This window comes from Sphingobacterium sp. BS-2, from assembly GCF_046161205.1.
Lineage (GTDB): Bacteria > Bacteroidota > Bacteroidia > Sphingobacteriales > Sphingobacteriaceae > Sphingobacterium > Sphingobacterium mizutaii.
This window is the reverse complement of sequence record NZ_JBIXGO010000021.1, coordinates 15,541-41,816: the sequence shown is the minus strand read 5'-3', so window position 1 is coordinate 41,816 and position 26,276 is coordinate 15,541. Positions and strand designations below refer to the sequence as shown.

The 26,276-nt window shown below is 40.6% G+C and carries 26 protein-coding genes; 12 read left to right on the top strand and 14 right to left on the bottom strand.

Annotation, left to right across the window (positions count from 1 at the left end):
* Window positions 1–23: 23 nt before the first annotated feature.
* The 8 genes from ACK2WI_RS16345 to ACK2WI_RS16310 all read left to right on the top strand — a co-directional run bounded on the left by ACK2WI_RS16345 (window position 24) and on the right by ACK2WI_RS16310 (window position 8,559).
* Window positions 24–410, top strand: coding sequence for a four helix bundle protein (locus ACK2WI_RS16345; RefSeq protein ID WP_409151600.1), 387 nt, complete (start codon window positions 24–26; stop codon window positions 408–410).
* Between the two features lie 71 nt (window positions 411–481).
* Window positions 482–1,654: an acetyl-CoA C-acyltransferase gene (locus ACK2WI_RS16340; protein ID WP_093101510.1), complete on the top strand. Its 1,173-nt coding sequence runs from the start codon at window positions 482–484 to the stop codon at window positions 1,652–1,654.
* Between the two features lie 72 nt (window positions 1,655–1,726).
* On the top strand, window positions 1,727–3,520 hold the full coding sequence (locus ACK2WI_RS16335) for an acyl-CoA dehydrogenase family protein (RefSeq protein WP_409151599.1): 1,794 nt from the start codon (window positions 1,727–1,729) through the stop codon (window positions 3,518–3,520).
* Between the two features lie 116 nt (window positions 3,521–3,636).
* Window positions 3,637–5,070 carry a phytoene desaturase family protein gene (locus ACK2WI_RS16330; RefSeq protein ID WP_409151598.1) on the top strand — a complete coding sequence of 478 codons (1,434 nt, stop codon included), beginning with the start codon at window positions 3,637–3,639 and terminating at the stop codon, window positions 5,068–5,070.
* Window positions 5,071–5,072: 2 nt separating this feature from the next.
* Window positions 5,073–5,993, top strand: coding sequence for a TIGR01777 family oxidoreductase (locus tag ACK2WI_RS16325; protein WP_409151597.1), 921 nt, complete (start codon window positions 5,073–5,075; stop codon window positions 5,991–5,993).
* A gap of 7 nt (window positions 5,994–6,000) precedes the next feature.
* Window positions 6,001–7,254 carry a YeiH family protein gene (locus tag ACK2WI_RS16320; protein WP_093101506.1) on the top strand — a complete coding sequence of 418 codons (1,254 nt, stop codon included), beginning with the start codon at window positions 6,001–6,003 and terminating at the stop codon, window positions 7,252–7,254.
* A gap of 136 nt (window positions 7,255–7,390) precedes the next feature.
* Window positions 7,391–7,927 (top strand): RNA polymerase sigma factor, encoded by a 537-nt coding sequence (locus ACK2WI_RS16315; RefSeq protein ID WP_093101504.1) that lies wholly within the window; start codon window positions 7,391–7,393, stop codon window positions 7,925–7,927.
* A 50-nt stretch (window positions 7,928–7,977) separates the two neighbouring features.
* On the top strand, window positions 7,978–8,559 hold the full coding sequence (locus tag ACK2WI_RS16310; protein ID WP_139185546.1) for a hypothetical protein: 582 nt from the start codon (window positions 7,978–7,980) through the stop codon (window positions 8,557–8,559).
* 57 nt (window positions 8,560–8,616) lie between these two features.
* On the opposite strand, the gene ACK2WI_RS16305 is transcribed toward ACK2WI_RS16310, so the two are convergent.
* The 9 genes from ACK2WI_RS16305 to ACK2WI_RS16265 all read right to left on the bottom strand — a co-directional run bounded on the left by ACK2WI_RS16305 (window position 8,617) and on the right by ACK2WI_RS16265 (window position 18,352).
* Window positions 8,617–9,183, bottom strand: a complete 567-nt coding sequence (locus ACK2WI_RS16305; RefSeq protein ID WP_313368115.1) for a nitroreductase — start codon at window positions 9,181–9,183, stop codon at window positions 8,617–8,619.
* Between the two features lie 30 nt (window positions 9,184–9,213).
* Window positions 9,214–10,467, bottom strand: a complete 1,254-nt coding sequence (gene pepT / locus ACK2WI_RS16300; protein ID WP_409151596.1) for a peptidase T — start codon at window positions 10,465–10,467, stop codon at window positions 9,214–9,216.
* A gap of 1,180 nt (window positions 10,468–11,647) precedes the next feature.
* Window positions 11,648–12,433, bottom strand: a complete 786-nt coding sequence (locus ACK2WI_RS16295; RefSeq protein ID WP_093101497.1) for a DUF4197 domain-containing protein — start codon at window positions 12,431–12,433, stop codon at window positions 11,648–11,650.
* 189 nt (window positions 12,434–12,622) lie between these two features.
* Window positions 12,623–13,870, bottom strand: a complete 1,248-nt coding sequence (locus ACK2WI_RS16290; RefSeq protein ID WP_409151595.1) for an IS4 family transposase — start codon at window positions 13,868–13,870, stop codon at window positions 12,623–12,625.
* Between the two features lie 145 nt (window positions 13,871–14,015).
* Window positions 14,016–14,852: an endonuclease/exonuclease/phosphatase family protein gene (locus ACK2WI_RS16285; protein ID WP_409151594.1), complete on the bottom strand. Its 837-nt coding sequence runs from the start codon at window positions 14,850–14,852 to the stop codon at window positions 14,016–14,018.
* A gap of 1 nt (window position 14,853) precedes the next feature.
* The gene (locus ACK2WI_RS16280) at window positions 14,854–15,615 is read right to left on the bottom strand and encodes a glycerophosphodiester phosphodiesterase family protein (protein ID WP_093101494.1); all 762 of its coding nucleotides are present in this window, start codon (window positions 15,613–15,615) and stop codon (window positions 14,854–14,856) included.
* A gap of 15 nt (window positions 15,616–15,630) precedes the next feature.
* Complete coding sequence (locus tag ACK2WI_RS16275) at window positions 15,631–16,476, bottom strand: phosphodiester glycosidase family protein (protein ID WP_409151593.1); 846 nt, start codon at window positions 16,474–16,476, stop codon at window positions 15,631–15,633.
* Window positions 16,477–16,539: 63 nt separating this feature from the next.
* Complete coding sequence (locus tag ACK2WI_RS16270; protein ID WP_409151592.1) at window positions 16,540–17,208, bottom strand: HD domain-containing protein; 669 nt, start codon at window positions 17,206–17,208, stop codon at window positions 16,540–16,542.
* On the bottom strand, window positions 17,189–18,352 hold the full coding sequence (locus ACK2WI_RS16265; protein WP_409151591.1) for a class I SAM-dependent RNA methyltransferase: 1,164 nt from the start codon (window positions 18,350–18,352) through the stop codon (window positions 17,189–17,191). The genes ACK2WI_RS16270 and ACK2WI_RS16265 overlap by 20 nt, the downstream gene beginning before the upstream one ends.
* A 65-nt stretch (window positions 18,353–18,417) precedes the next feature.
* On the opposite strand from ACK2WI_RS16265, the gene ACK2WI_RS16260 reads away from it, so the two are divergent.
* Window positions 18,418–18,792, top strand: coding sequence for a DUF3127 domain-containing protein (locus tag ACK2WI_RS16260; protein ID WP_093101488.1), 375 nt, complete (start codon window positions 18,418–18,420; stop codon window positions 18,790–18,792).
* A gap of 214 nt (window positions 18,793–19,006) precedes the next feature.
* Here ACK2WI_RS16260 and ACK2WI_RS16255 read toward each other — a convergent pair whose 3' ends face one another.
* From ACK2WI_RS16255 to yiaA, 4 genes are all read right to left on the bottom strand, one after another.
* Window positions 19,007–19,492: a GDYXXLXY domain-containing protein gene (locus tag ACK2WI_RS16255; RefSeq protein WP_409151590.1), complete on the bottom strand. Its 486-nt coding sequence runs from the start codon at window positions 19,490–19,492 to the stop codon at window positions 19,007–19,009.
* Window positions 19,479–20,549, bottom strand: a complete 1,071-nt coding sequence (locus tag ACK2WI_RS16250; protein ID WP_409151589.1) for a DUF4401 domain-containing protein — start codon at window positions 20,547–20,549, stop codon at window positions 19,479–19,481. Before ACK2WI_RS16250 ends, ACK2WI_RS16255 begins: the two co-directional genes overlap by 14 nt.
* Complete coding sequence (locus ACK2WI_RS16245; RefSeq protein ID WP_409151588.1) at window positions 20,539–21,489, bottom strand: DUF2157 domain-containing protein; 951 nt, start codon at window positions 21,487–21,489, stop codon at window positions 20,539–20,541. Before ACK2WI_RS16245 ends, ACK2WI_RS16250 begins: the two co-directional genes overlap by 11 nt.
* A 91-nt stretch (window positions 21,490–21,580) precedes the next feature.
* A complete protein-coding gene (yiaA, locus tag ACK2WI_RS16240; RefSeq protein WP_313368105.1) occupies window positions 21,581–22,048 on the bottom strand; it encodes an inner membrane protein YiaA in 468 nt (155 codons plus the stop codon).
* Between the two features lie 130 nt (window positions 22,049–22,178).
* Between yiaA and ACK2WI_RS16235 the strand changes: the two genes are divergently transcribed.
* The 3 genes from ACK2WI_RS16235 to ACK2WI_RS16225 all read left to right on the top strand — a co-directional run bounded on the left by ACK2WI_RS16235 (window position 22,179) and on the right by ACK2WI_RS16225 (window position 25,689).
* Window positions 22,179–23,696, top strand: a complete 1,518-nt coding sequence (locus ACK2WI_RS16235) for a hypothetical protein (protein ID WP_409151587.1) — start codon at window positions 22,179–22,181, stop codon at window positions 23,694–23,696.
* Window positions 23,697–23,795: 99 nt separating this feature from the next.
* The gene (locus ACK2WI_RS16230; RefSeq protein WP_093101477.1) at window positions 23,796–24,581 is read left to right on the top strand and encodes a hypothetical protein; all 786 of its coding nucleotides are present in this window, start codon (window positions 23,796–23,798) and stop codon (window positions 24,579–24,581) included.
* 1 nt (window position 24,582) lies between these two features.
* Entirely contained in the window at window positions 24,583–25,689 is a 1,107-nt protein-coding gene (locus ACK2WI_RS16225; RefSeq protein ID WP_093101475.1) for a toxic anion resistance protein, read from the top strand.
* 52 nt (window positions 25,690–25,741) lie between these two features.
* On the opposite strand, the gene ACK2WI_RS16220 is transcribed toward ACK2WI_RS16225, so the two are convergent.
* Entirely contained in the window at window positions 25,742–26,215 is a 474-nt protein-coding gene (locus ACK2WI_RS16220; protein WP_409151586.1) for a fumarate hydratase, read from the bottom strand.
* Between the last annotated feature and the right edge of the window lie 61 nt (window positions 26,216–26,276).

The following is a 26,276-nucleotide window of genomic DNA, read 5'->3' as shown; positions in this document are numbered from 1 at the left end:
TGAGATAGAAACCGAATATCAAAATGCATAAACTGGAGGAACTTAAAGTGTGGCATAGAGCCATAGAATTATCTACTGAGATTTACAAAATAGTCTCAAAATTTCCTTCAGATGAAAAGTATGGTTTATCTTCTCAAATTAAAAGATCTGCTGTTTCAATAGCATCGAATATTGCAGAAGGAGCTGGGAGAAATTCTGATAAGGAATTTCACCATTTCCTCGGAGTAGCGGCGGGTTCGTCTTTTGAATTATTAACGCAGGTATTGATAGCGTCTAAACTAGGGATGATTTTTAAAGAAGATGCAGAAAGAATTTATATCTCATTGATTCAAATCCAAAAAATGATTTACGGTTTCCAAAAGAAGCTTAAACAAGGAAAACAAGGAGAGCCAAAAAGGCTCCATATTTAAAATAAATGTGAGGTTTTAGGTTTTCCAATATCTCAAATCTCAAATCTCACATCTAATATCTATTTAAAAAAATGGAAGCATACATTGTAGCAGGATTTCGTACAGCAGTTGGGAAAGCTCCGAGAGGAGGATTTCGATTTATGCGTGCGGATGATTTGGCGGCGGATGTGATTAAGCATTTAATGGCATCGGTTCCAAATGTAAATAAAGAAGATATTGACGATGTAATCGTTGGAAATGCCATGCCCGAGGCAGAGCAAGGGCTTAATATCGGACGTTTTATCTCTTTGATGGGATTGGATACCGATAAGGTTCCTGGGTTGACGGTAAACCGGTATTGTGCCTCTGGATTGGAAACCATTGCTACGGCAGTGGCGAAGATCAAAACTGGAATGGCGGATATGATCATTGCCGGTGGGGTAGAGGTGATGTCTGGAATGCCATTTGGTGGCTGGAAGATCGTTCCGAATGCCGTAGTGGCTAAAGAGCATCCGGATTGGTACTGGGGAATGGGCCTAACAGCGGAAGCTGTTGCCAAGGATTACCATGTATCCAGGGAGGATCAAGATAAATTTGCCCTAAAATCAAATGAGAAAGCTGTTGCAGCGATCAAGGCGGGTAAGTTTAAGGATGAAATCGTTCCGATCAAGGTGAAGGATAACTACGTGAAAGATGGCAAGATCGCAACCAAAGAATATGTAGTCGATACAGATGAAGGACCTCGTGCTGATACCTCTTTGGAGGCTTTAGGCAAGTTGAGACCTGTGTTTGATGCCAAAGGATCGGTGACTGCTGGTAACTCTTCACAGACTTCAGATGGGGCTGCTTTTGTCTTGGTGGTTTCTGAAAAGAAAATGAAGGAATTAAACCTGAAGCCAATTGCCAAATTGCTATCCTTCGCCGTAGCTGGTGTGCCACCGCGTATCATGGGTATTGGACCTATCTATGCGATTCCAAAGGCGCTGAAACAAGCTGGCTTGAAACAAGAGGATATTGATCTTTTCGAATTGAACGAAGCATTTGCTTCACAATCCTTGGCCGTTATCCGTGAATTGGGATTGGACGAAGAAAAAGTGAATGTGAATGGTGGTGCTATCGCATTGGGTCACCCACTTGGATGTACCGGTGCTAAACTGACAGTGCAAGTGCTGCACGAACTGAAACGCAGAGGCAAGAAATATGGTATGGTTACCATGTGTGTGGGAACAGGACAAGGCGCTGCAGGTATTTTTGAACTACTATAGACAAATTAAACTAACAAAATATAAAATCAGAAGAAGGTGCTTGTTCACTTATTCTAAATCAAAAAGGATATCATGAGCGAAGAAGTAAAAAATAAGGCAATCAAAGGTGGTGAGTTCGTAATTCGCGAAACTCCATACACTGATATTTTCATCCCAGAGGAGTTTGATGAGGAAGCGAAAATGATCCGTCAAACTTGTATTGATTTCTTGGATACTGAGGTTCTCAATAAATTGGAGAGAATCGATGCCCAAGAAGAAGGATTGATGCAGAGCCTAATGGACAAATCTGGTGAGCTAGGTATGTTAGGCGTATCGATTCCTGAGCAATACGGTGGGTTCGGTAAGAACTTCAATACGTCCATGTTAGTGGCTGATGCTGTAGGTGGGGGATTCTCCTTTGCCGTGGCATTATCTGCCCATACAGGGATCGGAACCTTACCAATCTTGTATTATGGGAATGATGCGCAGAAGGATAAATATATCCCTAAGCTAGCAACGGGTGAGTGGAAAGCTGCTTATTGTTTGACAGAACCTAATTCAGGTTCCGATGCAAACTCTGGCCGTACCTCTGCAAAGTTAAATGCTGAAGGAACACATTACTTGATCAATGGACAAAAGATGTGGATCACCAATGGTGGTTTCGCAGATGTATTCATCGTTTTTGCCAAGATTGATGATGATAAAAACTTAACGGCATTTATCGTAGAAAAGGATTTCGGTGGTATCTCCATGAACCCTGAAGAGCATAAATTGGGTATCAAAGGATCTTCAACCCGTCAAATCTTCTTCAATGACTGCCCTGTTCCAGTTGAGAACATGCTTTCTGAAAGAGAGAACGGATTTAAGATTGCCGTAAATATCTTAAATATTGGTCGTATCAAGCTTGGAGCTGCAACTATCGGTTCTTCACGTGCCGTATTGACCACTGCGATCAATTATGCTAACGAGCGCGTGCAGTTCAACTTGCCAATCTCGAAATTCGGAGCTATCCGTTATAAATTGGCAGAAATGGCTACCCGTCTATTCGCGAATGAATCTGCGGCATACCGTGCCGGACAGAATATCGATGATGCTTACGAAGCATTGATCGCTTCGGGAATGGATGAAGCAAAAGCGAAACTGAAATCAGTAGAGCTATTTGCCATTGAATGTGCTATCATCAAAGTATGGTGTTCAGAGATGTTGGATTATGTGGTTGATGAAGGCGTTCAGATCTATGGGGGTATGGGTTATTCCTCTGAAGCTCCAATGGAAAGAGCTTACCGCGATTCCCGTATCAACAGAATCTTTGAAGGTACCAATGAGGTCAACAGACTATTGGTGGTGGATATGTTGTTGAAACGCGCGATGAAAGGCGAGTTAGACTTAATGGGACCTGCTCAAGCCGTAGCAGGAGAACTGATGTCTATCCCTGACTTTGGCCCAGAAGATGAAACAGCATTTGCAGCTGAAAAGAAAATCGTTGCCAACTTGAAGAAAGCTGGTTTAATGATTGCTGGCGCTGCGGTTCAAAAACTGATGATGTCCTTGTCCAAAGAACAAGAAATCTTGATGAATATCGCTGATATTATCGGCTATGTATATGTTGCTGAATCGGTGTTGTTGCGTGCAGAAAAATTGCAGCATACACAACCAGGAGAGCATGCAGACTATGCTGCTGATATGGCTAAAGTATATCTATATGGAGCGATTGACAGAGTCAATGCTGCCGGTAAAGAAGCATTAAATTCCTTTGCAGAAGGAGATGAGTTGAACATGATGTTGGTGGGTCTACGTCGCTTTACAAAAGCACAACCATTCAATGTCAAAGAAGCTCGCCAAAGAATTGCGAAGAAATTAATTGAAGAAAATAAATACTGTTTCTAAGTATTAAAGGTTGATTATGATTAAAAGCCCCAGCAATGGGGCTTTTTCTTTTTTGTAGCCCTTCATTTTAGCAATTCACATTGCTTTATCTTAACTTTAAGATTCATAGCGATAATTTGAAAAGTTACGATGCCATTATAATAGGATCCGGACCCAACGGACTCGCCGCTGCCATTACCCTTCAAAAACAAGGGCTAAGCACCTTGATTGTCGAGGGTGCCGATACGGTAGGTGGCGGAATGCGAACCAAGGAACTTACTCTTCCGGGTTTTAATCATGATGTCTGCTCGGCAATCCATCCCATGGCTCTGGGCTCGCCCTTTATGCGCTCCCTTCCCCTAGAGGATTTTGGACTGACTTTCAAAACAGCGGAATATCAAGTTTCCCAACCCTTAGATTCAGGTCGTGCCGTTGTGTTACATCAGGATATGCAATTGATGCAACAGGAGTTAGGGCAGGATTTCAGATCTTACGATGCTCTCCTCGAACCTTTTGTCAAAAATTGGGATTCTTTGTCCAAAGACCTACTTGGTCCACTAAGAATTCCGAAAAACCCATTTTTAATGGCCAAGTTCGGTTTATCCGGATTGCGCAGTGCAGATGCCATTGCCGATCGATTCCAGACTGTAGAAGCCAAAGCTTTATGGTCAGGGCTAGTGGCTCATGGCATTTTGCCTTTCAACAAATTGAGTACAGCAGCGATTGGAATGGTATTGGGAACCTTGGGACATAAAGTAGGCTGGCCGATTCCGGTAGGTGGATCGCAAGCCATTGCGGATGCCATGTTGGCTTATTACCAATCATTAGGCGGAGAATTGCAGCTTAATTTTTGGCTAGAAGATGTCAATGATCTTCCAAAACATAAGCTTCTGATCCTTGACCTCACACCTCAGCAGATCTTAAAGATCAATGGCCTTGACTTGAAGGAAGGGTATAGAAAACAATTGGAAGCTTATCGTTATGGCATGGGTGTATATAAAATGGATTGGGCATTGTCCGAACCTACACCCTTTACTGATAAGAGGAGCCAATTGGCAGCAACCGTACATATTGGAAATACCTTTGAAGAAATTGCGAAAAATGAATTAGATACTTTCAAGGGCAAGCTTGTGGAAAGGCCATTTGTCTTATTCGCTCAGCCAAGTAGATTCGATCCTAGCCGAGCACCTGAAGGAAAACATACGGGTTGGGCTTATTGCCATGTTCCTCATGGCTCCTTTGCGGATCGCAGTGAGGCCATCGAAAATCAGATTGAAAGGTTTGCTCCAGGCTTTAAGGATACCATTTTGGCGAGGTCATGCATGAATACCCAGCAGCTGGAACAATACAATCCAAATTATATCGGTGGTGATATCAATGCCGGACAGATGGATGTGATGCAGCTTTTCACCAGGCCAACCCGATCCTTGACCCCTTATCGCACATCCAATCCTAATGTTTATATCGGTTCTTCATCTACTCCTCCAGCCGGTGGAGTTCACGGGATGTGTGGATTCCATGCTGCGCGGATAGCACTGAAGGACCATTACCACATCAAAATAAAAATTTAATTATGGCAAAGATCGTATTGGCGGGAGGCACCGGGAATTTAGGGAGTTTATTGATCAGTCTATTTAGAGAACAGGATCATGAGATCATCGTATTGAGTCGGAAGCGAATGGTCAAACATCACCCTCAGGTAGACTTTGTGTATTGGGATGCAGAAAACCTCGATTCTTGGCAAAAAGAATTGGAAGGAGCAGATGTGCTCATCAATCTTTGCGGACTTTCCATCAATAGGAGATTTACCAAAAAAAACAAAGAATTACTCCGAAGTTCGAGGATAGTTCCAACCCGGTTACTGGGCGAAGCAATATCGAAATTGAATGATCCGGTCAAACTCTGGATCAATTTCTCTGGGGTATCCATTTTCGATGGAGCCATAGGTCTAAAGGATGAAACTTCCACTGATTATTCCAATGACTTTCTAGGAACCTTAGCACAAGAATGGGAAAGAACATTTTTGGCGGCCAATACCCCACATACCGAAAAACTGATCTTGAGGATGAGTCCAATCTTAAGCAAGAGATCAGGGATGTTTGCCGAGCTCTATCCTTTGGCAAAAATGGGCTTGGGAGGAAAGGTCGGCGATGGCAAGCAGCTAATTTCCTGGATTCATGAGGCTGATTTCGTAGGGCTGATCGATTGGATTATCAAATCTGAGCAACGAGCCGACATTTATCATGCATGCAGCCCTAACCCTGTGAGCAATGCCGAGTTTATGCAAAAATTGAGGCAATCCTGCGGTGTTTCATTTGGTTTGCCACTGCCTGCTTTCATGGCCAAAATGGGTGCCTTCGTGAAAGGAGTGGATTCCTCACTCTTATTGGAAACCGTACCGGTAACAACATTATTAACGTTAAAAAATGGCTTTCAGTTTAATTTTCCCTATATTCAGCCCGCATTTGATCAATTAATTAAATCATCAACTTAAACATTTTATGTCTGCCAAAACATTTGAACTTTCTGAGGATTGGGTAGTTGTTATCTTGGGATTCGGAATCATTGGGCTTGCCCTGCTTGGTTTCGTCGTGCCTGTACCATCTTTCGGCTGGTCAAACTCTGCTGAACTCAGCTCAAAAGTACTTTCCGCATCCAATTTAGGGGCTATGGGCCTTCAATTCATTTTAGTCTATATTACCGCTATATTAGGCGCCCTCTTGCTCAAGAAAAGCCTCAAGGCCTTGCTGATCGTATTTCCAATGATCTATGTATTGACCCTTTTTGCATTGGTATTGGCGGGAAATTCAGGTGTTAAGAGTTTTAATTTAGAGGCAGTGATATTCAGTTTAGCTATTGGCTTGATCATCAGCAACTTCTTTAAGTTGCCCGATTGGTTCAAGGCAGCCCTGAATACAGAAATGTATGTCAAGATCGGTTTGGTCCTTTTAGGTACCACGGTCATATTTGGCGATATCTTAAAGGCCGGTTCCCTAGGGCTAATCCAAGCTCTAGTCGTGGTGGTATCTGTGTGGTACTTTGCTTTCTGGATCTGTAAGAAATTTAAGATAGATAAAGAAATGTCCCTGATGCTTTCCAGTGCGGTTTCGATCTGTGGGGTTTCCGCCGCGATTGCAACCTCTGGAGCAATCGAAGGCGATAATAAAAAGCTATCCTATATCATCTCCTTGGTGTTGGTGACTGCCGTACCGATGATGATCTTTATGCCTTATCTAGCAGAATTGATGGGTTTATCCCAAGAAGTTACCGGAGCCTGGTTAGGTGGTAGTATCGATACGAGTGGAGCAGTTGCAGCTTCCGGAACATTGGTTGGTGAGGAAGCGTTAAAGATCAGTACCATCGTTAAATTCTCGCAGAATGTACTGTTGGGTATTGCTGCTTTCTTCATCAGTATCTACTGGACATACTCTAAATCTGTAGATGATAAAACCAAAAGGGAAAAACCAACCTTGAAATTGATCTGGGAGAGGTTTCCGAAATTTGTGGTTGGATTTGTATTTGTTTCCCTGATGTTCTCCTTTGTGGTATCACCTGAAACCACAGCATCCATCAAGGACAGTTTAAAGAGTGTTCAAGGTCTTTGGTTTGCCATTGCCTTTACCTCTATCGGTCTGGAAACAAACTTTAAGGATCTGTTTAAACAAGACAATAAGAAACCATTATATGCATTCCTAATCGCACAAACATTCAATATCATTGTGACCTTGGTGTTAGCGATTGCCTTGTTTGGTTAATTCTTGCTATTCAAAATATATAAGCCTCGATCTGTATGATTTGAGGCTTTTTTATTTAGGCGGATGGATGAAAATATTTAAAATAAATTGTGCAAATTCAAGTCTGAAATCATCATATACATGAAGAGAAAATAGCATGGACGAAAAACAGTTGTTGCAATACTATAAAGAGACTGGCAGTTTGGATGCGCTGGGTAAGCTGTATGCACCATACATGTCCTTGTTATATGGTGTTTGCTATAAGTACCTTCAGGATGCCGAGCAAAGCCAAGATGCGGTCATGCAGATTTTCGATGAGCTAATAAATAAGTTGCGCGTGTATGAGGTGGATAATTTCAAGAGTTGGGTTTATGTATATGCGCGCAATTTCTGCTTAATGCAGCTAAGGAAAAACAAGCAGATCACGAAGGTTGATATTGAGGAAAACCTCTATGAATCGGAGAAGATGCTCAACGATGATGATGAGAAGAAATGGGGGGAGCAAGACTTTGAAAAATTGGAATCCTGCATCGCGGGCTTGAACCAAGAGCAGGAGCTCTGCATCCGGATGTTTTATCTGGAACAGAAATGTTATAAAGATATCGCTGACCAAACGGGATATGATATAGCCAAGGTAAAGAGCTATATACAGAACGGAAGGCGGAATCTTAAAATTTGTATGGAGAAAAAGTAATGGAAAATAATTATCAATTAACGCGGATTCACAATTACGTCATGGGGCTCATGAGTAAGGAAGAGATGTACGATATGGAACGTGAAGCCTTGAATGATCCATTTTTACAGGATGCCATCGATGGATATAAGCTCCAGCAAGGAGTGGATTCCCATCAACTGAGTATCTTGCAGCAACGATTGGCCAAGAAAATCGAAGCCAAAGCGGAGGATAAAAAACGGAGGTTCTACAACTGGCAACGATTGACAGTGGGAATGGCTGCTGCGGTATTGTTCTTGGTAGCGTCTTCACTGATCCTTTTCAAATATATCACCCATCAGAAAACGGAACGGAACAATGAAGTTATTTTGATGGAACATGAGATGCATGTGCAATCCATGATCATGGAAAATGCCGATGCGGTACCTATTGGAGGTTGGGCAAAATTCAATGAAGAGTTGAATTCCGAATTACGGGATATTAATGATAGGGGAAATGTACAGATTACTTTTAATGTAATCGATGGGAAACCTCAGGATATTCAAGTGACTTCCTCGACCAATAAAAATTTAGATGCGATTATCTCAACATTTATTGAACAAAAAGTGAGATGGACTGGTGAAAATGGGGGCGTAGCAATAGCGGTTGAGTAGTATGGTAATGGGCATAAGTAAAAGGTCAAGGAGTTTCTCCTTGACCTTTTTTATTTCTTATTCTTCCCAGCGGATTTTATCCTCGATTGGACCTCTAACAGGCTCTCTCGGTTCTGACTCATGGTGTCCCATGTAGAAAAACCCGATACAACGTTGGTTTTCTTTCAGGTTCAAGAATGGACCGATATGATTGATCAATCCAGGAGTCGCCCAATAGCCACCGATGCCGATAGAAGCTGCAGCCAACCACATATTCTCTACGGCACATGCTGTAGCTGCCAACTCTTCCCATTCTGGAAGGTCGCCTGAATAATCGACGATAATTGCTAAAGCAGCCTTGGATTGGGTCGCTTTCTTGGCCATATTCTGTTCAGTAGCCTCCGTATATTTTTCATCAGGCGTTACCGATTTATAGATTCTAGCGAGTTCATCACCTAAACGGATCAAACCTTCATTGCGGAAGATCACAAATCTCCATGGTTGAGTACGTTTATGGGTAGGAGCTGCATTTGCTGCTTCCAAAATGGTCAATAATTCCTCGCGAGTAACCTCTTGATCGGTGTAGTTCGCCTGGAATACCGCTCTTCTGTATTCTATGTTCTTTAATACTTCGTTCTGTAGCATATGGTCTAAATTTCTAGTTTTATTGTTTAATTATGAAAGCTCTTCCCAAAGGGCTGCAATATGTAAAATGGTCAAAACTGCCTTTTGCATATCTTGGATAGATACCCATTCCTGCTTACCATGGAAGGCATGTCCGCCAGCAAAGATATTCGGACAAGGTAATCCCATAAAGGATAACCTTGAGCCATCTGTACCCCCACGGATACTTCTTTTCTCTACTTTCATTCCTGCACGTTCGATCCCCATCATGGCTATTTCCACTACTTTGGTATCCTTATCCAATACCTCTTTCATGTTGCGATATTGCTCGATAACTTGGAATGTGTAGTTGGCACCAGGGTATTTGGCTAAAACCTCCTTAACGATGGCTTCTAATTCAGCCTCATGTTCAGCTAATTTTTTGGTATCATGGTCACGGATGATGAAGTTCAATGAAGCTTCCTCTACCGTACCTTCAATATTGGTTGGATGCACGAATCCCTCCTTGGCATGAGTGGTTTCAGGAGATAGACGTTCTTTTGGTAGGCTGTCCACAATGTCCGCAGCAACCTTGATCGCATTGATCATTTTCCCTTTAGCATAACCGGGGTGAATGGAAATTCCATCAATTTTGATTTTCACGCCATCCGCAGAAAAGGTTTCATCTTCCAAAGTACCTGCTCTTTCCCCATCCATGGTATAGGCATATTGAGCACCTAATTTCTGTAAATCTACATGGTCTACACCACGACCAATTTCTTCATCCGGAGTAAATAAGATCTTGATATCGCCGTGTTTAATTTCTGGGTTGCTCATCAAGATGCGGGCAGCATCCATGATTTCGGCAACGCCAGCTTTATCATCAGCCCCTAACAGGGTTTTTCCACTTGCCGTTACGATGTCATTTCCGATCTGATCTTTCAGGTCAGGGTGGTCGGCCATACGGATCACGATTTTTTCATCATCAGGAAGAACTAAGTCTTGACCTTGATAATTTTGATGAACCAATGGTTTAACGTTTGTTCCGGAAGAATCAGGAGAAGTGTCTACATGTGAACAGAAGCAGATTACCGGCACCTGTTTGTCAGTGTTGGAAGGGATTGTCGCATATACGTAGCCTAGATCGTCTAGGTGGGCATCTTCGATTCCCATAGCTTTCAATTCCTCAACCAATATCCTGCTTAAGTCTTTCTGTTTTTCTGTAGAAGGTACTGTACTTGATTGTGCGTCAGATTGGGTATCCACCTGAACATATTTGATAAAATTTTCAGCAACCTGAAAATCTTGAATCTGATTAATTTCCATTTAACAAAACTACAAATTTATTACCCTCTTAACTAAAAACACTGCCATTAAATCGTAATATATAGCAGTATTGTTGCCAGCCTATTTTATTGAAATTTTAAATTATCCTTTCAGGTTTTCTTGATCTTATTCGAGACATATTCGGAATTTTCGCAATATGTCTCGAATATGGGTAAAAGGAGTCCCGAAGAGAAGTTCCTGAAAATTTTCAAGGATATTGTTTTTTTCTAAAATAATTCTGCCCTAAAATAATTCTGCCCTTTTAGGGCAGTACGTCGCAAAAAATCCCTTTTATCCCTGTGTCAACCTGAGGCACGAAGGTTCTCGGAACTAAGCAAACCATGATTGGAATGGCGAACAGGTCATCCATCTTCGATGGATAATGACAAGCATATTTTGGGGCATTTTCGTACAGATTCTTCACTAATCGTTCAGAATTGGAAATGGGTTGGGGAGGGATTCAGAGCACCGCGAAGAATCTATTTTTTATTGATTTGACCCGATAAAGGTGATTTATTGAAAAATATTTCACCCCCGTTAGGGGTTATCCTTTAAGCGATTCAATTTTCTATAAAGATGTCACCCCCTCTGGGGGTTGCCTACCTAAACAAACATCAATCCTTCCGCAGGAAGTCCATTAGCCCCCGGCTCATTTCCTTGGCGGAAAAATGGATAGAATGCCGATGTCCTGTGCGATGGGATTGGCCTTGGAATGCTTTCAATAGATCATCCCATCAAAAGGGATGATCTATTGAAAGATATTCCCGACAACAAGGCATTCTTTTCATGTGCGGATGATTGTGCGAAAAGCCACCTTAAATGAGCCGAAGTGTTACGGATTCGAGTTGTTTTTGGTATCCGTGAGCTCCTTCGTCGGTTTTGGTTACTTTTGGGCTCCAAAAGTAACAATGAGATTGGTAATCCTTAAATGGGCCGAAGCGTTTACGGATTCGAGTTGTTTTTGGTTCCTTCGTCGGTTTGGTACTTTTGCGCTTCAAAAGTAACAATGAGTCTATTGTTGTTTTTTTCTTAACTTAATGACATTGCCTTCTGGGAGTTTCCAATTACCATTACCCAGAGAAGAAAAAAAATTAGGCAGAATCCTCATCCTACCTAATTAATCAATTTTTCTCGAAAAAAGGAGCTATGCAGTTCTCATATCTCCCATCTCATATCTCCCTTACTGCTTATCTACCCATCCAAACACCTTATCCAAGATTCCGGAATTTCTGGCGCCGCCGATATTTTTACGGATTTTAAGTTCTTGGTCGGCTACTTTTACGAATAGGCCATCGATAGCCTTTTGGGTAACATAAGCCGTTAGATCCGTTTCGATCTTATTGCCTAGGGGTAAGTTATTATAAGCGCTTGTCAATTGATTCCAATAAGTTGACACATTGTTTTTACCCATGGCAGTTTGAATAATAGGGCTAAACTTTGTCGTCAATTCAGAGGAAGTTGTTTTTTTGAAATAATTGGTGGCTGCATCTTGCTGACCGCTCAATAGAATGTTAAAAGCATCGTTGACTGTCATTTTAGACAGGGAATTGATGAATACCGTAGATGCTTCCTTAACGGCAGATTCTGCAGCATGATTCATGCTGGCAATAAATTGATCGCATAATTTGTTCATTCCCACGGCACGAAGGGCAGATTCTACTTTTCTAGCTTCTTCTGGCATCAAGATCTTTACTGCGGCATCCCCTAGGAAACCATTTTTGACAGATAATGTCTGGATACTTTGTTGCAAGCCATTGTTTAGAGCTTGTTTGACTCCGGTAGTAGCTTCAGCTTGGGTAATGGTTCCAGTAGATTGGCCGCTTCCAGATCCGCCTGTATTGGGATTTGTGGAACCTGTTCCTTGTGGTGGAAGGGTAATTCCTGCTTGGTTCAAGGTTTCACAGCCACTGATAAAAAGGCTGGCACTAAATAGGCCAAGTAGGGTTATGCTTTTGAAATGTTTCATAATTCAAAAATAGCTAATTCATAAGTAGAATGTTATAACAATTATAAGATGAATATGTTGTAGTAACCCGAAAAATTGTGTAAATGTATCAGATAGTTCCTGGTTTTACATCTTTTAAAATGGGAGTAATTGAAAACAAAAAAGGCTCCTCAGTGAGTAGTCATGGTCGGAAGAAATTCCGACCATTTTTTATGTTTTAAAAACTTTACCTGGGTCGCCTCCTGCAAATATGATTAGAATAGCAGTTATCATATCCCGGAGCTCCATGGCTATTCGTCTTTTAGCGGTTTTGTAGCCCAGATTATTGGCTTTTTTGTAGATCAACAAAAGCATCGCTGCAATCATTGTCATATAGACCATCACTTCAATCCCGTTCTTGTTCATTGAAACCAGGTGACTTAGGTTGAGTTCCTGTTTCAGGAACCTGAAAAACACTTCAATGTCCCACCGCTTTCTGTAATAATCAGAAATTTCCTTGGCAGAGAGTTTAAATTCGTTGGTCAGGAACCAGAATTCTTTGTTCGTTTTTTGGTTCCTGATGACCACCAAACGGAATAAGGTTTCTACTTTCTCTTGCCGGTAATGCAGTTTGCCCCGTTTGTTCTGGACGGGGCTTCCAGTGTAAAGCTTTACCTTGCTGTCTTTCAGCACTTCCCAATCATCCCATTTGGGAGATTCTTTCTCGTCAAGAAATGATTCAATCTCTTCAAATTTTCTGTTATCTTTCGAACGAATGATGAATTTCACGGACCCTTCCTCAAATTCTTTCTTCGACCGTGTTGATTGCAGGCCCCTGTCCATGACATAAATATTGTCGTGATGCTCTTCTTTTCTTACTTGTTTTAAAACAGCTTCCGGGAGTGCGGACTCTTCGGAAGAGTATTTCTGGCCTGTAAATACCTCTACTCCCGAAGGTAAGATGCCATCAAATGAAAAACTGAATTTCACTAATTTCTTACCGCTTTTCTGGTCAATCCCCTCTTTTAACTTAGAGCAGGCATCGGCAACAATAGTGCTGTCAACTCGTATCAGGTTGTACTTGGCTATCTCCGTTTTATTATAAGATTTCGCAAGCCGCAAATACATCTGCTCATAGATTTCTTTGAAATAACTGGGGTCGATCTTGGAAAGTCTCTCGGAGATAGAACTCCTGCGAACTTTTTCTTCTTCCCCCAATCCAAACAGGGCCTTAAAGCCGCTGCTGTTAAAAGTGTCCTCAAGTGTCCTCTGGCTCAATCTATCGTTGTCAAAGACGCAGAATAAAAGCAGATAGAACATTTTCCTCCCATGGAGCACTTTACTATAGTGGTCAACATTGGTGGTCGCTGAAAGATGGCTTAAAAGCGCCTCGGGAATGAAATCCAGAACCTGACTAAGGGAAACTTTGTGGTCATTGAATACTGATATAAATGTTTGATTATCAGTATAAACATACAAAATTTAAACGACAAAAACAAGTTAATTGTTTGATTATCAGATAATTATAAAATTATTTTTTGCACATATAAAAAACAAAAAAGTCGGAAGAAAATCTTCCGACCATGACTACTCAGTGAGGAGCCTTTTTCTTGCTTGTTATTTTTTATTTCCAGCTCAATTCTGCCATTACTGGGAAGTGATCTGAAGGGAATTTACCCATATAAGTATCGGTCAAGATCCCATATTTACGCACTGTAAATGGTTTTGTAATAAAGATATGGTCGATTCTTGCTTTTTCTTTAATGTTCTTGCCCCATGCATTGAAAGATGAATTTGGCTCATATTTAATTTTCGCCAGGTCGTACACATCTTGTACAACACCGCTTTTTGCAAGGGTGAAATAAGCTTCATTGGTTTCATCGATATTGAAATCACCAGTTAAGATCAATGGAAGGTCTTTTGCAAATTCCTTCGCTTTGGCAAGGATCAATTTAGCGCTTTCTCTACGTGCTTCTACGCCAACATGGTCAAAATGCGTATTCATAAAGATAAATTTCTTGCCATTAGATTTGTCCTTGAAAATACCCCAAGTACAGATTCTAGGAAGTGCGGCATCCCAACCCTTATTAGGTTTTTCCGTGTCGGTAGGGGATAACCAGAATGTTCCGCTTTTGCCGACCTCAAAACGTTTGCTGTCATAGAAAATTGAGGAATGTTCACCTTTATCCGCTCCATCATCACGACCAACGCCGATGTATTTGAAGTCAGGCAATTTAGCTGACATATCATTCAACTGTTCTTTAAACGCTTCTTGAACACCGAAGATTTCAAAATCATGGAATTTGATCAGGTCGGTCAGGTGCGTATAGCGATCTTTCCATAGGTTGCCCACATCACTGTCGGTTTTCATCCTGATATTGAAAGAAGCAACATTCATTTTTTGTGCATAGGAAAATCCCATACATAACACTAGGCTTAGGCTGATTAATAGTTTTTTCATCTTATTTGTTCAATAATGTTTTTAATAGTTCAGGTTCATCTGTCGTGATAAAATCAATTTTTTGATCAATAAAGAATTTCATGTCCTCTTCTTTATTCACGGTCCAAGCATTGGTTTTCAATTTCAGTGCCTTGAATTCCTTGATCAAGTTCGGGTTCTTTTGGAAAATGCTAAAGTGGTAATCTACCCCAGTTAATTTAGCTGCTTTTACCTCTGCTGGAGATTTGTCGCCATTTAAGTAGTGAACCTTGATCTTTTTGTCAAGTTCTCTGAATTTCAGGCATGCATCCCAATCAAAGGCAATGAATTCCACCATTTTTTCAGCTTTAAGTTTTTTGACCAGGGCCAATGAAAGTTCCACGTTTTTCATGGTTCTTTCTTTACCAAGCTTACTTGTTTTCAATTCATAGATCAATTTAGTTCCCTTTTGTTTCAAACCTGCTTTTAAGTATTCTTCAACAGTTGGGAGGGACTCGCCATTATCGTGTTTTTTCGCCAATAACTCTTGATAAGTAAGGTCTTCGATTTCTAGGCCATGGAAATCATGGTCATGATTTACCACCAAAACATCATCTTTAGTAAGGTGCACATCAAATTCACTTCCCCATGCTCCTTGAGAGATTGCAGCATCTAGGGATGCAATTGAATTTTGAGGAACTTTGCTGTTTTTCCATGCTCCGCGGTGAGCGATAATGGAAGTCTGTGCAAATAATCCTACATGGATAATCATGGTCATAGCTACTAAAAATACCTGTTTTTTCATTTTATTTTATTCTAATTATTTTAAATATATAATGTTGGCAACAGAACGCTGGCCTTCATGGTCAAATTTCTTGTTGTCCGATGGGTAATTGACAATGGAATTGCTGCCTTCTCCCTTGATGTACAGGGTGCTGCTGCCTCCGCCATCTAGGTTCATCGCATCCTTTGCTCCAATCCACTTCAATACTTGGCTCAATTCCTTTAGGTTCATTCCATTGGCCATATTGCTTCTACCGTCAACAACCATTAAGATCAATTTATGTTTTGAACTGATGGCAATGGCCGTGCGAGGATGGCGGTTGTCATTGAATGCATTCTTTGCGAGTTCTGCATATTGCCCTTCAACTAATAGGAGAGGTCCGGCAACCATAATGGATGGAGCTTTGGACTCTTCTACGTTTTGTTTTGTGTTTTCTTGGATCCTCAGTTTCTTCTTAGATATGCTAAAAACAGCATTTGCCCGAGCATTGGGTTTAACTTTGGACTGACTCAGTATTTGGTTGTTCAGTTTGAGATAGTCGACCGAACCGCCGTTTTTCATGTCAAAGAAAGAGGCATTGATGGCGACTAATGCTTGGTTTTGTTCCGCAAAGCTAGAGGTTGGGATTAATTTGGAAGGTTCTGCGGCAATATGTATGTTTTTGTGATATTTACGCAGGTCGATTTCTACCCAATTGATTTCTTGGACCGCATTGAATAGGTTTTCAAAATGGCCTTGATACCAAATGATGCCTTTTTTGATTTCTTTCTTATTCCAGTTTGCATGGGTAATTTGAACGGAGTCTTGTTCTTGGCTGAAGACTAGGTTAGGAAATAAGAATAGGCAGAATACAGTAATATGAATTAGCTGTCTGAATTTCATTCGGAGCATGTTTTTATGAAACATGTCCCGAATTTACCCAATTAATATTAAGATATTATTAATTTATCGATTTCCGTTCCATTCGCTATAAAATTGTTGCAGAAATGATTCCATGAATTGGTGCCTGCCCAGCGCAATTTTCTTGGCAGTTTCGGTATTCATTTTATCCTTCAACAACAGTAACTTTTCATAGAAATGGTTGATGGTAGGAGCGGTAGTGTTTTTATAGGTTTCCTTGCTTTGGTTTTCCAAAGGGGGGATTTCAGGATTATAGATTTCCCTGTTTTTATAACCGCCATAGTTAAAAGCACGAGCGATGCCTATGGCACCGATCGCATCGAGGCGGTCTGCGTCCTGAACGATTTCCAGTTCCTTGGAGTGAAAACTGACTTCGCCTAAAGATGCTTTATAGGACATGTTCAAAATAATATTTTGTACATGTTCGATGGCTGTATCTTCGACTTCAATGGATTTCAAGAATTCGCCAGCTACCCTAGGACCGATGCTTTCATCCCCATTGTGGAATTTACTGTCTGCAATATCATGCAACAGGGCTGTCAATTCGCATACAAAGGCATCTGCTTCCTCTTCTTTCAGGATCAGTTTGGTATTGTTCCAGACGCGGAGGATATGCCACCAATCGTGGCCAGACTCCGCATCTTTCAGTTTATCTTCGACAAAAGCAGCCGTCTTTAGGATGAGCTGTTCTTGCCTATCTGTCTTTAGAACCATCGTACAATTCGTATTGCAATAACCTACAGTCTAGTTTACCATTGAAAAACTCGAATCTTCTGGAAGCTTTCAAGCCAATTTTCTTGGCCAGGTCTGGATTTCCAGTGAAGATATAGCCACGGTATCCTTTGCAACTCTGTTTCATGAAGTCGCCAATTCGGGAATAGGTGATCTCCAGTTTGCTATGTACACCTAGGCGCTCGCCATATTCAGGGTTGAACATAATGACACCATCGCCTTCAGGAATAGTAGTTTCCGCAAAATCACAGGTTTCAAATTCGATCAAATGTTCCACACCAGCGGTACGGGCATTGAGTCTGGCAATTTCAACTGCATCGGCAGAGATATCAGATGCAATAATATGTGGAAGGTTGGACTTGTCGGTGATATCCTTTAATATACGGCGTTCCTCGAAGAAGACCTCCTCATTGTATCCGATGAAGTGCATAAAGGAATAGTTCATGCGTTGCAAACCAGGTTTACGGTTTTGGCACATTAGGGCAGCTTCGATAGCTAAGGTACCTGAACCACACATCGGGTTTACGAATGGGGTTTTGCCATCCCATTGGGTTGCCATAATGGTTGCAGTCGCCAAAGCCTCCAACATTGGAGCTTTTCCAGGATGTTTTCTATAGCCGTGCTTAGCCAAGGTTTCGCCAGAAGTATCCAAGAAGATTTCAGCGCGGTCTTCCATCCAATGCAGGTGGATGACAGCACGATTTAGGTCTGGACCTGAATTCGGACGCATCCCTTTTTTATCTTTGATACGGTCTACGATGGCATCCTTGACCTTCACGTTTGCAAAGAGCGGAGTGGTAATGGTCTCGTTGTGGACATGGGATGTTACCGAAAAGTATCCATCGATCGGAATCAAATCTTCCCATGGAATAGTCACTAATTGTTTATAAAGTTCGTCTGCATTATGGGCTCTAAATGATTTTAATTCATAGAGAACCTGACTCGCGATACGTAAGTTTAAGTTTAACTTGATACATTCATTTACAGAGGCTTGTAGCTCTACGCCGGTGTTGAATGCACGTTTGATATCAAATCCCAATTCACGGATTTCCTGTTCCAAATAAGGGGACAACCTACGGTTGCAAGTAACGATTACCTTATTCTGTTTGTTGAAAACTTCTGCCATATTTGTGCAAAGTTACTTATTCTCTTAGCAAAAAATGTTTAATTTTACGGTTTAATAAATAAGTTATGGAAATAAGAGGAAAAGTACATGAGATAGGGGCGACGCAACAAGTAACAGAGTCTTTCAAGAAGAGAGATTTGATCGTTGCCTATGCTGAAAACCCACAGTTTGTAGAGTACATTCGTTTTGAGTCGACACAAGACCGCGTCAACATATTTGATAATCTAGCTGTTGGTGATGAAGTTGAAGTATCTTTCAATCTACGTGGTCGTCCTTGGACGAATAAGGATGGAGTGACAACTTATTTTAACTCCCTAGTAGCATGGAGAGTCACTAAAGTAGCGAATACCGCTCAAGCAGCTCCAGCACCAGGTTACGCAGACATGCCACCGGTAGATATATCTGCAAATTCATCAGATGATGATGATTTGCCATTCTAAGGTTTACAGATAAAACAAAGAAGGGGTTTCAATAAAGAAACCCCTTCTTTGTTTTAGATATGAGATGTGAGATATGAGACTTGAGATATCAACCGGCTATATCATTTGTTGAAACTATCTCTTTTTTTTTCCTACACATAGTACGTGAAATTTCTCATATCTCATATCTCATATCTCATATCTCATATTTCACATCTCATATCTCAAATCTTCCTCATATCTTCCTCCCATTCTCATCATACAGCCCTATCAACAGGCTATTTCCGTTTTCGTCGATTTTTAAACCGCCATATTTGGCTTTTTCGTAGCGTTGGCCAGTTCCTTCTTCGAAGAAATAGGATTCTGCGCCTATATTGAGTAGCCAAGATTCAGGTCGGGTGTATTCTATCAGGAATTCTCCTGGGTTCAGGGGTTCTCTGTTGGGTTGACAGCGGATGCTTTTACCGACTTGGTTATTGTCAACTTTTAAGACAACAAATCCGCGCTTAGGGATGCTGTCTATGACAAAGTTATCCTGTATCTCATAAGCCAGTCGCATGTAATCGCCCTGCATCAGGGACCTTGGGTCAACGGGTGCCAATTCTAAAAGGACGAGTTTTCCATTTTTCAGGATATCTTCTTTTTGTCGGATGCTGTAATTGAAATAAATCAATAAAGCGATCAGATTGATGACTATGATAATAATGCTAAGCTTTTTCATGTGAAATTGATTTTTTGAAGATCATAAGGTACAACAGCAGGAAAAATACGCCAGAGACAAACATGGCAATGGATTTTTTCAATAAACTGATGTCAAGATCGTAGTAAAACATTCCGATGAAATAAATAAAAGCAATAATGCCTAGGGCAAATCCGGTTTTGTAATTGACCTTGAAGCTTACCAACAACAGCAATAAGGATCCGGAAATTGCAGGACTCATAGCCGTAAACCCTAAACAGATCAGGACAACTAAGGAAATAAAGATTTTCTTGCCGAGTTCTTCGCAAAGGAATCGATTGAGTAAGCAGTTGATGAGCCAAAGCGTCATGGCAATCAAAACGCCTGAGGTTGCCCAATCAATAATCCAAGCGTTTGGCATATAGTTCGGACGACTGCAATAATAAAGACAGATCAAATAAGAAAAAACCAAGCCTGTGCGGATTGCCAAATAACGCTTTCCTTGAATTGCCTTACGTTTCATCAATTTACCTTCGTTGAAAGTGAAATAAATGAAAAGGATAGCAACTAGGACCAAAAGGGCATTGTTTAGTTCAGGGACCTCTTTGTAGCTAAAGTAGGCCAAAAAAGTACCTGTAGAAATGAGGATAGCACAAAACGTCAGAATATAGCTCCTGCTGATGATAATCGTGAGGATTGCAAGTGCTTGGTAGACGAATAATGGCACATCTGTGTAGCCGTCGAATTTACTGTAGCCCATTCCAAACAGAATAAAGCTGAGTAGATAGATGCAGACAGATAAAGTGTCGAATAGGACACGGTCATATTTTTTGTTGATCCAGATGGCGGAAATAAAGAATATTCCAGATAGGATAAACAGCGGGATGTGATTGGAAGAGAAGTTGGCCAATTCCAAAAACAGTAAAAATGCACCTGTAGCTAGGATGCCTCCAATAACGGACAGGACCTTGATGGTCATGGACTGGCTATGCCTATCCTTTAGCAAGTCCCTGTTTATTGCGGCTTGGTCTATGTTTAGTTCTCTTCCAATCGTGCCTTGAACTTTTAGAAGTGCTTCTTGGGTTTGATTATTTTCCATGATTCCTCCTTTGCATTTTTATAAGGTTCCAGATAACAAGGCTGACGGTGACAATGAGATATACTGAAATCAATAGATACATCTGCATGCCATCGTAAATCTTCAACAGTACGGATGCGAAAATGATAATGCAGCTGAAGGGTATTAATCCCATATAGAAGGGATTGTTCTTTTTATTCCCATACCAAAGGCCTAAGCCATAAAATAGGAGAGTTGCTCCAAGAATTACTGGCATGTCATAGTATCGGTTCTCCATAATCCAATAGATGTTGCTATAGATGGACCAGACTGCGGCTGTTAATCCTAGGATATTGTTGAAATAGGCAGGGACTTCTCCTTTTTTCTGTTCGTTGATCCAGATACAGACTAAAAGAAAGGCTGCGTTTAAGACAAACAGGCCTGATGACAGGTAAATAAAATCCCAATACCTAGCCACCTGTTCGTAGTAGAGGTATATGCTGAGGTTAACGAGGCCTAGATACATAAGCCAGAGTGGCGGGAATTTGGATACCCATACCCAAAGGCTAATGAAAATGGTCCATGCAAGGAAAAAGTCATAGGCATTGGCACCCGTTTGGTAAACCTGCCCGAAGACGGCAAACATCACTCCGACTAGGAGGGAAGCAGCGGTTAAGATGATATCCTTGAATAGTTTGTTGGTTTTGAGGGTCAGGCTCAGGCTGGTCGTGATAATGACTAAGCCTTGTACAATCCCCAGTTTGATGAATTTATCGAGGTCTTCCCAATTGTAGGCGAAGAAAAAGACAATTCCGGCGGCCATGAAGCCGACTCCCAATGCCAATAGGACGATCTGTGTAAACCGTGCCCATGCGTCTTGTTTGGGGTATATATATTCTTCCAGAGACTGTTGGAGTTCGTTTTCCTTGATGTCGGAATGAACGGAGAGCAGCTCTAGGTCTTTTCTTTCTAGATCTTTCATGCGAAATCTATTAAGTTTCTAACGTGAAAATAACAATTAGCGTAAAAATCCCTGCAGGCCAATTGCTCGACACTGCAGGGTAACCGCTAAGTTATATGTTTTCCTCTTTAAATAATTTAGCGTCACGGGTGTTTTTCTGTACAGCTATGGCTGCAAAAACACTCAGGATAAACGATATTCCGTAAAATCCTTTTTCACTTAAGAATAGATCGGCATTCCAGAGGCCAATGATCAATAATATAATCGAGGCCAAGGTGGCAAACCAACTGATGCCATAATAGAGTTCGGTAACAGCAAGACCTTCTGCCCGGTCCCGCACACTTTTTTGAACGGAGATAACGGCGAATAGTCCGAAAAGAAGGATGACAAAGTAATATCCCTTTTCATTGAGCTCCATGGTCGCATTCCATAGACCTATGCAATAACCCACGATACCGGTCAGCATGGCGATCCATGAGGCGCCAACAAAGGCTGCTGTAGGTTTGAATGATTTTCTGTTCTCATCCGTTTGTTTTAATGGAGTTGACATCTCCTCAGTTTTGTTATTTAGCGGTTCCATATTTTTTTGTTTTTATGATTAATACTGACCCAAAGGTCGGCTAGAAATTTTGCCTATGAAACCAAATAAATATTGTAAACTGATGATATAAAATGTAGATTTATGTTGATTTTTAATAAATAAATGGCGTATGGATTCCTTGAATGAATTGATTAAAGTTTTGAATAATCAAGATATTATTGATTTTAAAGGCTATTTACAGAAGAAGAATAAAAGGGATGATGTCAAGAATATCAAGTTATTCAATTTGATAGAAACTGACGATATAAAATCAATAGATAATCTTTATAAAGGTGCAAAAAATAGGGATGCGTATCATGCATTAAGGAAAAGATTGCATGATAGCCTATTGTTGTTTCTCTCTCAAAAGACCTTTGAAAACAGTACGGATGAATCTTATGATATCTTGAGGAATTTTGTGGTGGCCAGATATCTTTTGGAAAATAATTTGGTCAAGATCGGTTTTAGGTCATTGGAAAAGGCTGAAAAACTGGCTCAAGCTCAAGAGCAATTTAGCCTGTTGAATGAAATCCTGTTGTTGAAGCTACAGTATTCGCACTTGGATGTTACGGTTAATCTGGATGAGTTGACCGAAAAGTTCAGAATCAATCAGAACCATATGCAAAGAGAGGCGAAATTGCGGCTAGCTTATGCTGCTCTGCGGAAAGAATTGAATGAGATTCATTTGAAAGCTAAAGTCATTAATCTGACTGAATTGATCGAGAAGACGATTAAGCATTTTCAGATCAATATGTTGGACTTGATGAATTATAAATCGCTTTATCAGATTCTGTTTATTGCCAATGAATATGCGGCTATCCAGCAGAATTATGGATTGATGGGTAAGTATTTGCAGAAGAGCCATAAGTTTATCGAAAGCCAAAAGATTAATCAGCCAACGCAGGTTTTTTATCATTTACACATTCTCTATTATCTGGCGAACTTTAGTTTAAGGAATAGGTCTTTTGCCGAAAGTTTGAAATACCTGAGGGAATTTGATGAATTGGTAAATCAGAATAAACAATATAGAGCGGTATTAAGCAACAGAAAACAATTGCTGTATGCTTTGAATTATTTTTTTTCTGGAAGGGCAGAGGAAGCAATTTTGTCGATCGATGATGCATTGGATAATTTAGGGAAGCAAAGTTCACAGATCGATATCGATGACCTGGTTTTAAGTAAGGCGATGTTCTTAGGTCAATTGAATGATCCTAAGACAATGCGGACCCTGTCAAAATTGACACATACTGACGCTTGGTATGAAAAGAAATTAGGGATGTTGTGGAGCATCCGTAAAAATCTGATGGAAATATTGCTGCATGCGCAGTTTGAGAATATTGAGTTGGCTATGTCACGGGTAAAGAGTTTTAAACGGCGGTATAAGCAATATCTACTAAAAGTGAATGAGATGAGGGTGCTGGATTTTCTAGGTCTGGTTGAAAAATATTTGATGAAACCGGATGTCATCTTTCAACAAAGTTTCCAGGAAACTGTTTATTCAATGTTGGAAATTGACGAGAATAGGGATATTTTCAATCTGAGTTTCATTTCTTGGTTAATATCTCGCTGGGAAAAACGAAAACCCTACGACATTACGTTAAGATTAATAGGAAAGCTTGCGGAGAATTCACCGACAAAAATGACGTAATGGCAGGTGATTTACCGCCAATTACCTAATACTATGGCATATCGCTATCATTGGAATAAGAATTGGTGTATTTTTACAAATAATATTTAAATTTAAAGAATGGGTTGGGCAACGAAAAAAAGTAGACCTTGGGAGATTAGACAGCTGGTATGGACATTTTTATCCATCCTGATGTTTCTTCCTTTGCCTATACATGTGCATCCGTTGGTGATGATGTCGCAGGCAAAGAAAGCTAAGGTACGTTCTTGGATGTTTACCGCTTGGATGCTATTGGCAGTCGAGATTGGTCTTCTTGTTTCCTTCGTTATCTTTTTTGGGACGCTAAGCCAAGCAATGCTATTGACTTTGGGAGGTTCGGTATTGTCTTATGTAGTCGGGAATGGTCTTTTACTGAATCAGGCAAAGCCGTACCTGCAAAGGCTGGAGCTATCTGAGGTCCGTGATCTGTATTGGATTTCCAGTGTAGGTTCGCAAAAACGCCTTGAGATATCCGCACCGACTATTGATACGCCTCAGTTTTTTGTTGAGCGACTATTGCACTGGCGAAAAGAAATAGACAATAATAATATCCATAAGGATATCGATAAGATATTGAGATTGTTCCAATTGTTGGAAAAGAAAGATAAACGGGAAGCTGAGAAGTTCTTAGTTAGGCACTCAACCATTGTAAATGTGCTGATGCAATACGATGAGTTGGAAAATGCTAAGTTGAATAACGCTGTGACCTTTGAGTCCAAGAAGAAATTAGAAGACGTGATACGCCAAGCTGCGGTTGCGGTAGAACAAGAAGTAACAAATCAATTTAAAATGGGAATGTTAGATGTGTCGGCTGAAACCGATGTCTATATACAGACCTTGAAAAGTAGAAACCTTTTAAAAGAATAATATGGCAAATTTAGATTTGACACATCTGGACGATGATCAAAACCAGAATAAGCCCTCAGAGGTGAAAGTGAATTTCTCAGAAGAGGAAAAACAATTAATCAAGCAATATAAAGACAAAATTAATTTGACCTCTACGACGGACATCATTCAGTTTGGAGTAGGGACGCAAAGTAATGTGAGCAACTTTTCGAATGAGATCTTGAAACAAGTTCGTACAAAAGATTTAGGAGGTGCTGAGGATATTTTGGTCAATCTACGTTCTGAAATCCGTGAATTTGATGAAAAGGTGAATAAGAAACCTTTATTGCCATTCTTTGATAACCTCAAAAAGAAAATTGGAAGAATGCGTACAGAGTATGCTTCAGTTGAAAAGAATATTCACTCCATTGAGTTGAAACTGGAAGGACATTATAAAAACCTAGCGAAGGATGTCAATATCTTTGATAAGTTGTTTGTTCAGAACCAACAATATTTCAAGGACCTTTCTCTTCATATCCAAGCAGGAGAGGAGAAACTTCATGAAGTGCTGACCAATACTTTACCTGCCTTGAAAGCAGAAGCAGAAGCAACCGGTGACCAGCATAAAGTCCAAGAGTATAAGGATATGGAACAGCATGTCGTGCGCTTCGAACGTAAGGTCCATGATCTGAAACTTACTCGTATGGTAGTCCTGCAAACTGCTCCGCAGATCAGGATGATTCAAAGCAATAGTAGCTCCTTGATGGAAAAAATTCAATCCAGTATTGTAAATACGCTTCCTTTATGGAAGAACCAGATGGTGCTAACACTAGGTATAGCTCATGCGCAAAGTGCCTTGGAAGCACAAAGAGCAGTGACGGATGCAACCAATGAATTGCTGAAGAGAAACTCAGAAATGTTGAAAGAAGCAACCATCAATGTTGCCAAGGAGACAGAGCGTGGAATCATTGATATGGACACTATCAAGAAAGCAAATACCGATATCATCACCACTATCGAAGAAGTCTTGCGAATTCAACGTGAAGGTCGCGAGAAGCGTAAGGTAGCAGAAGGAGAGTTATTGGTGGCCGAAACAGAACTTAAGAATCATATCTTAAAGTCTTCCGATGATAATAGGTTGATAAATTAAGATTTAAAACATAAAAGAAAAAGCCAAGGGATACCTTGGCTTTTTCTTTTATCTATAATTCCCAACGTTTCTTGGGAACACAGGTAATGTCTGCTGTTTTTCTCAATACGATAGGTCTGCTATCAAATTTGTTTTCCAATACCAAGCTATCTTTGCTTTTAGATTTTATCAAGAACCTTGGTACATAAGGCCCCTGTCTGTAGCAGCCAGAAATCTTTTGTTTTCCATTTTCTTTAGTGTAAACACCTTCGACGATCATGCTATCAGCACGTACCGAATATACCGCCTTGGCGTATTCGGTCCATTTTCCTTCCTTATAGCAGCTATCTGGGATGCTCTTCACATCGTTCTTAACATGCATAATGGCATAAACCGAATCACAAGTGAACTTAAACTCATGGAGCGTATAGTTCAACATCTGTTCTTGTCCAGGTATGCTATCCTGTACCCAGACCCCTTGCAGATAAGCTTCGCCTTCGCCTTGCATATCAGAATGCCTTTGGCAACTTGAGAATATAAAAAGCATACCCATCACAATCGATAAGTATGCTTTTAATTGAGAATATGTTTTATTCTGTTTATTCACT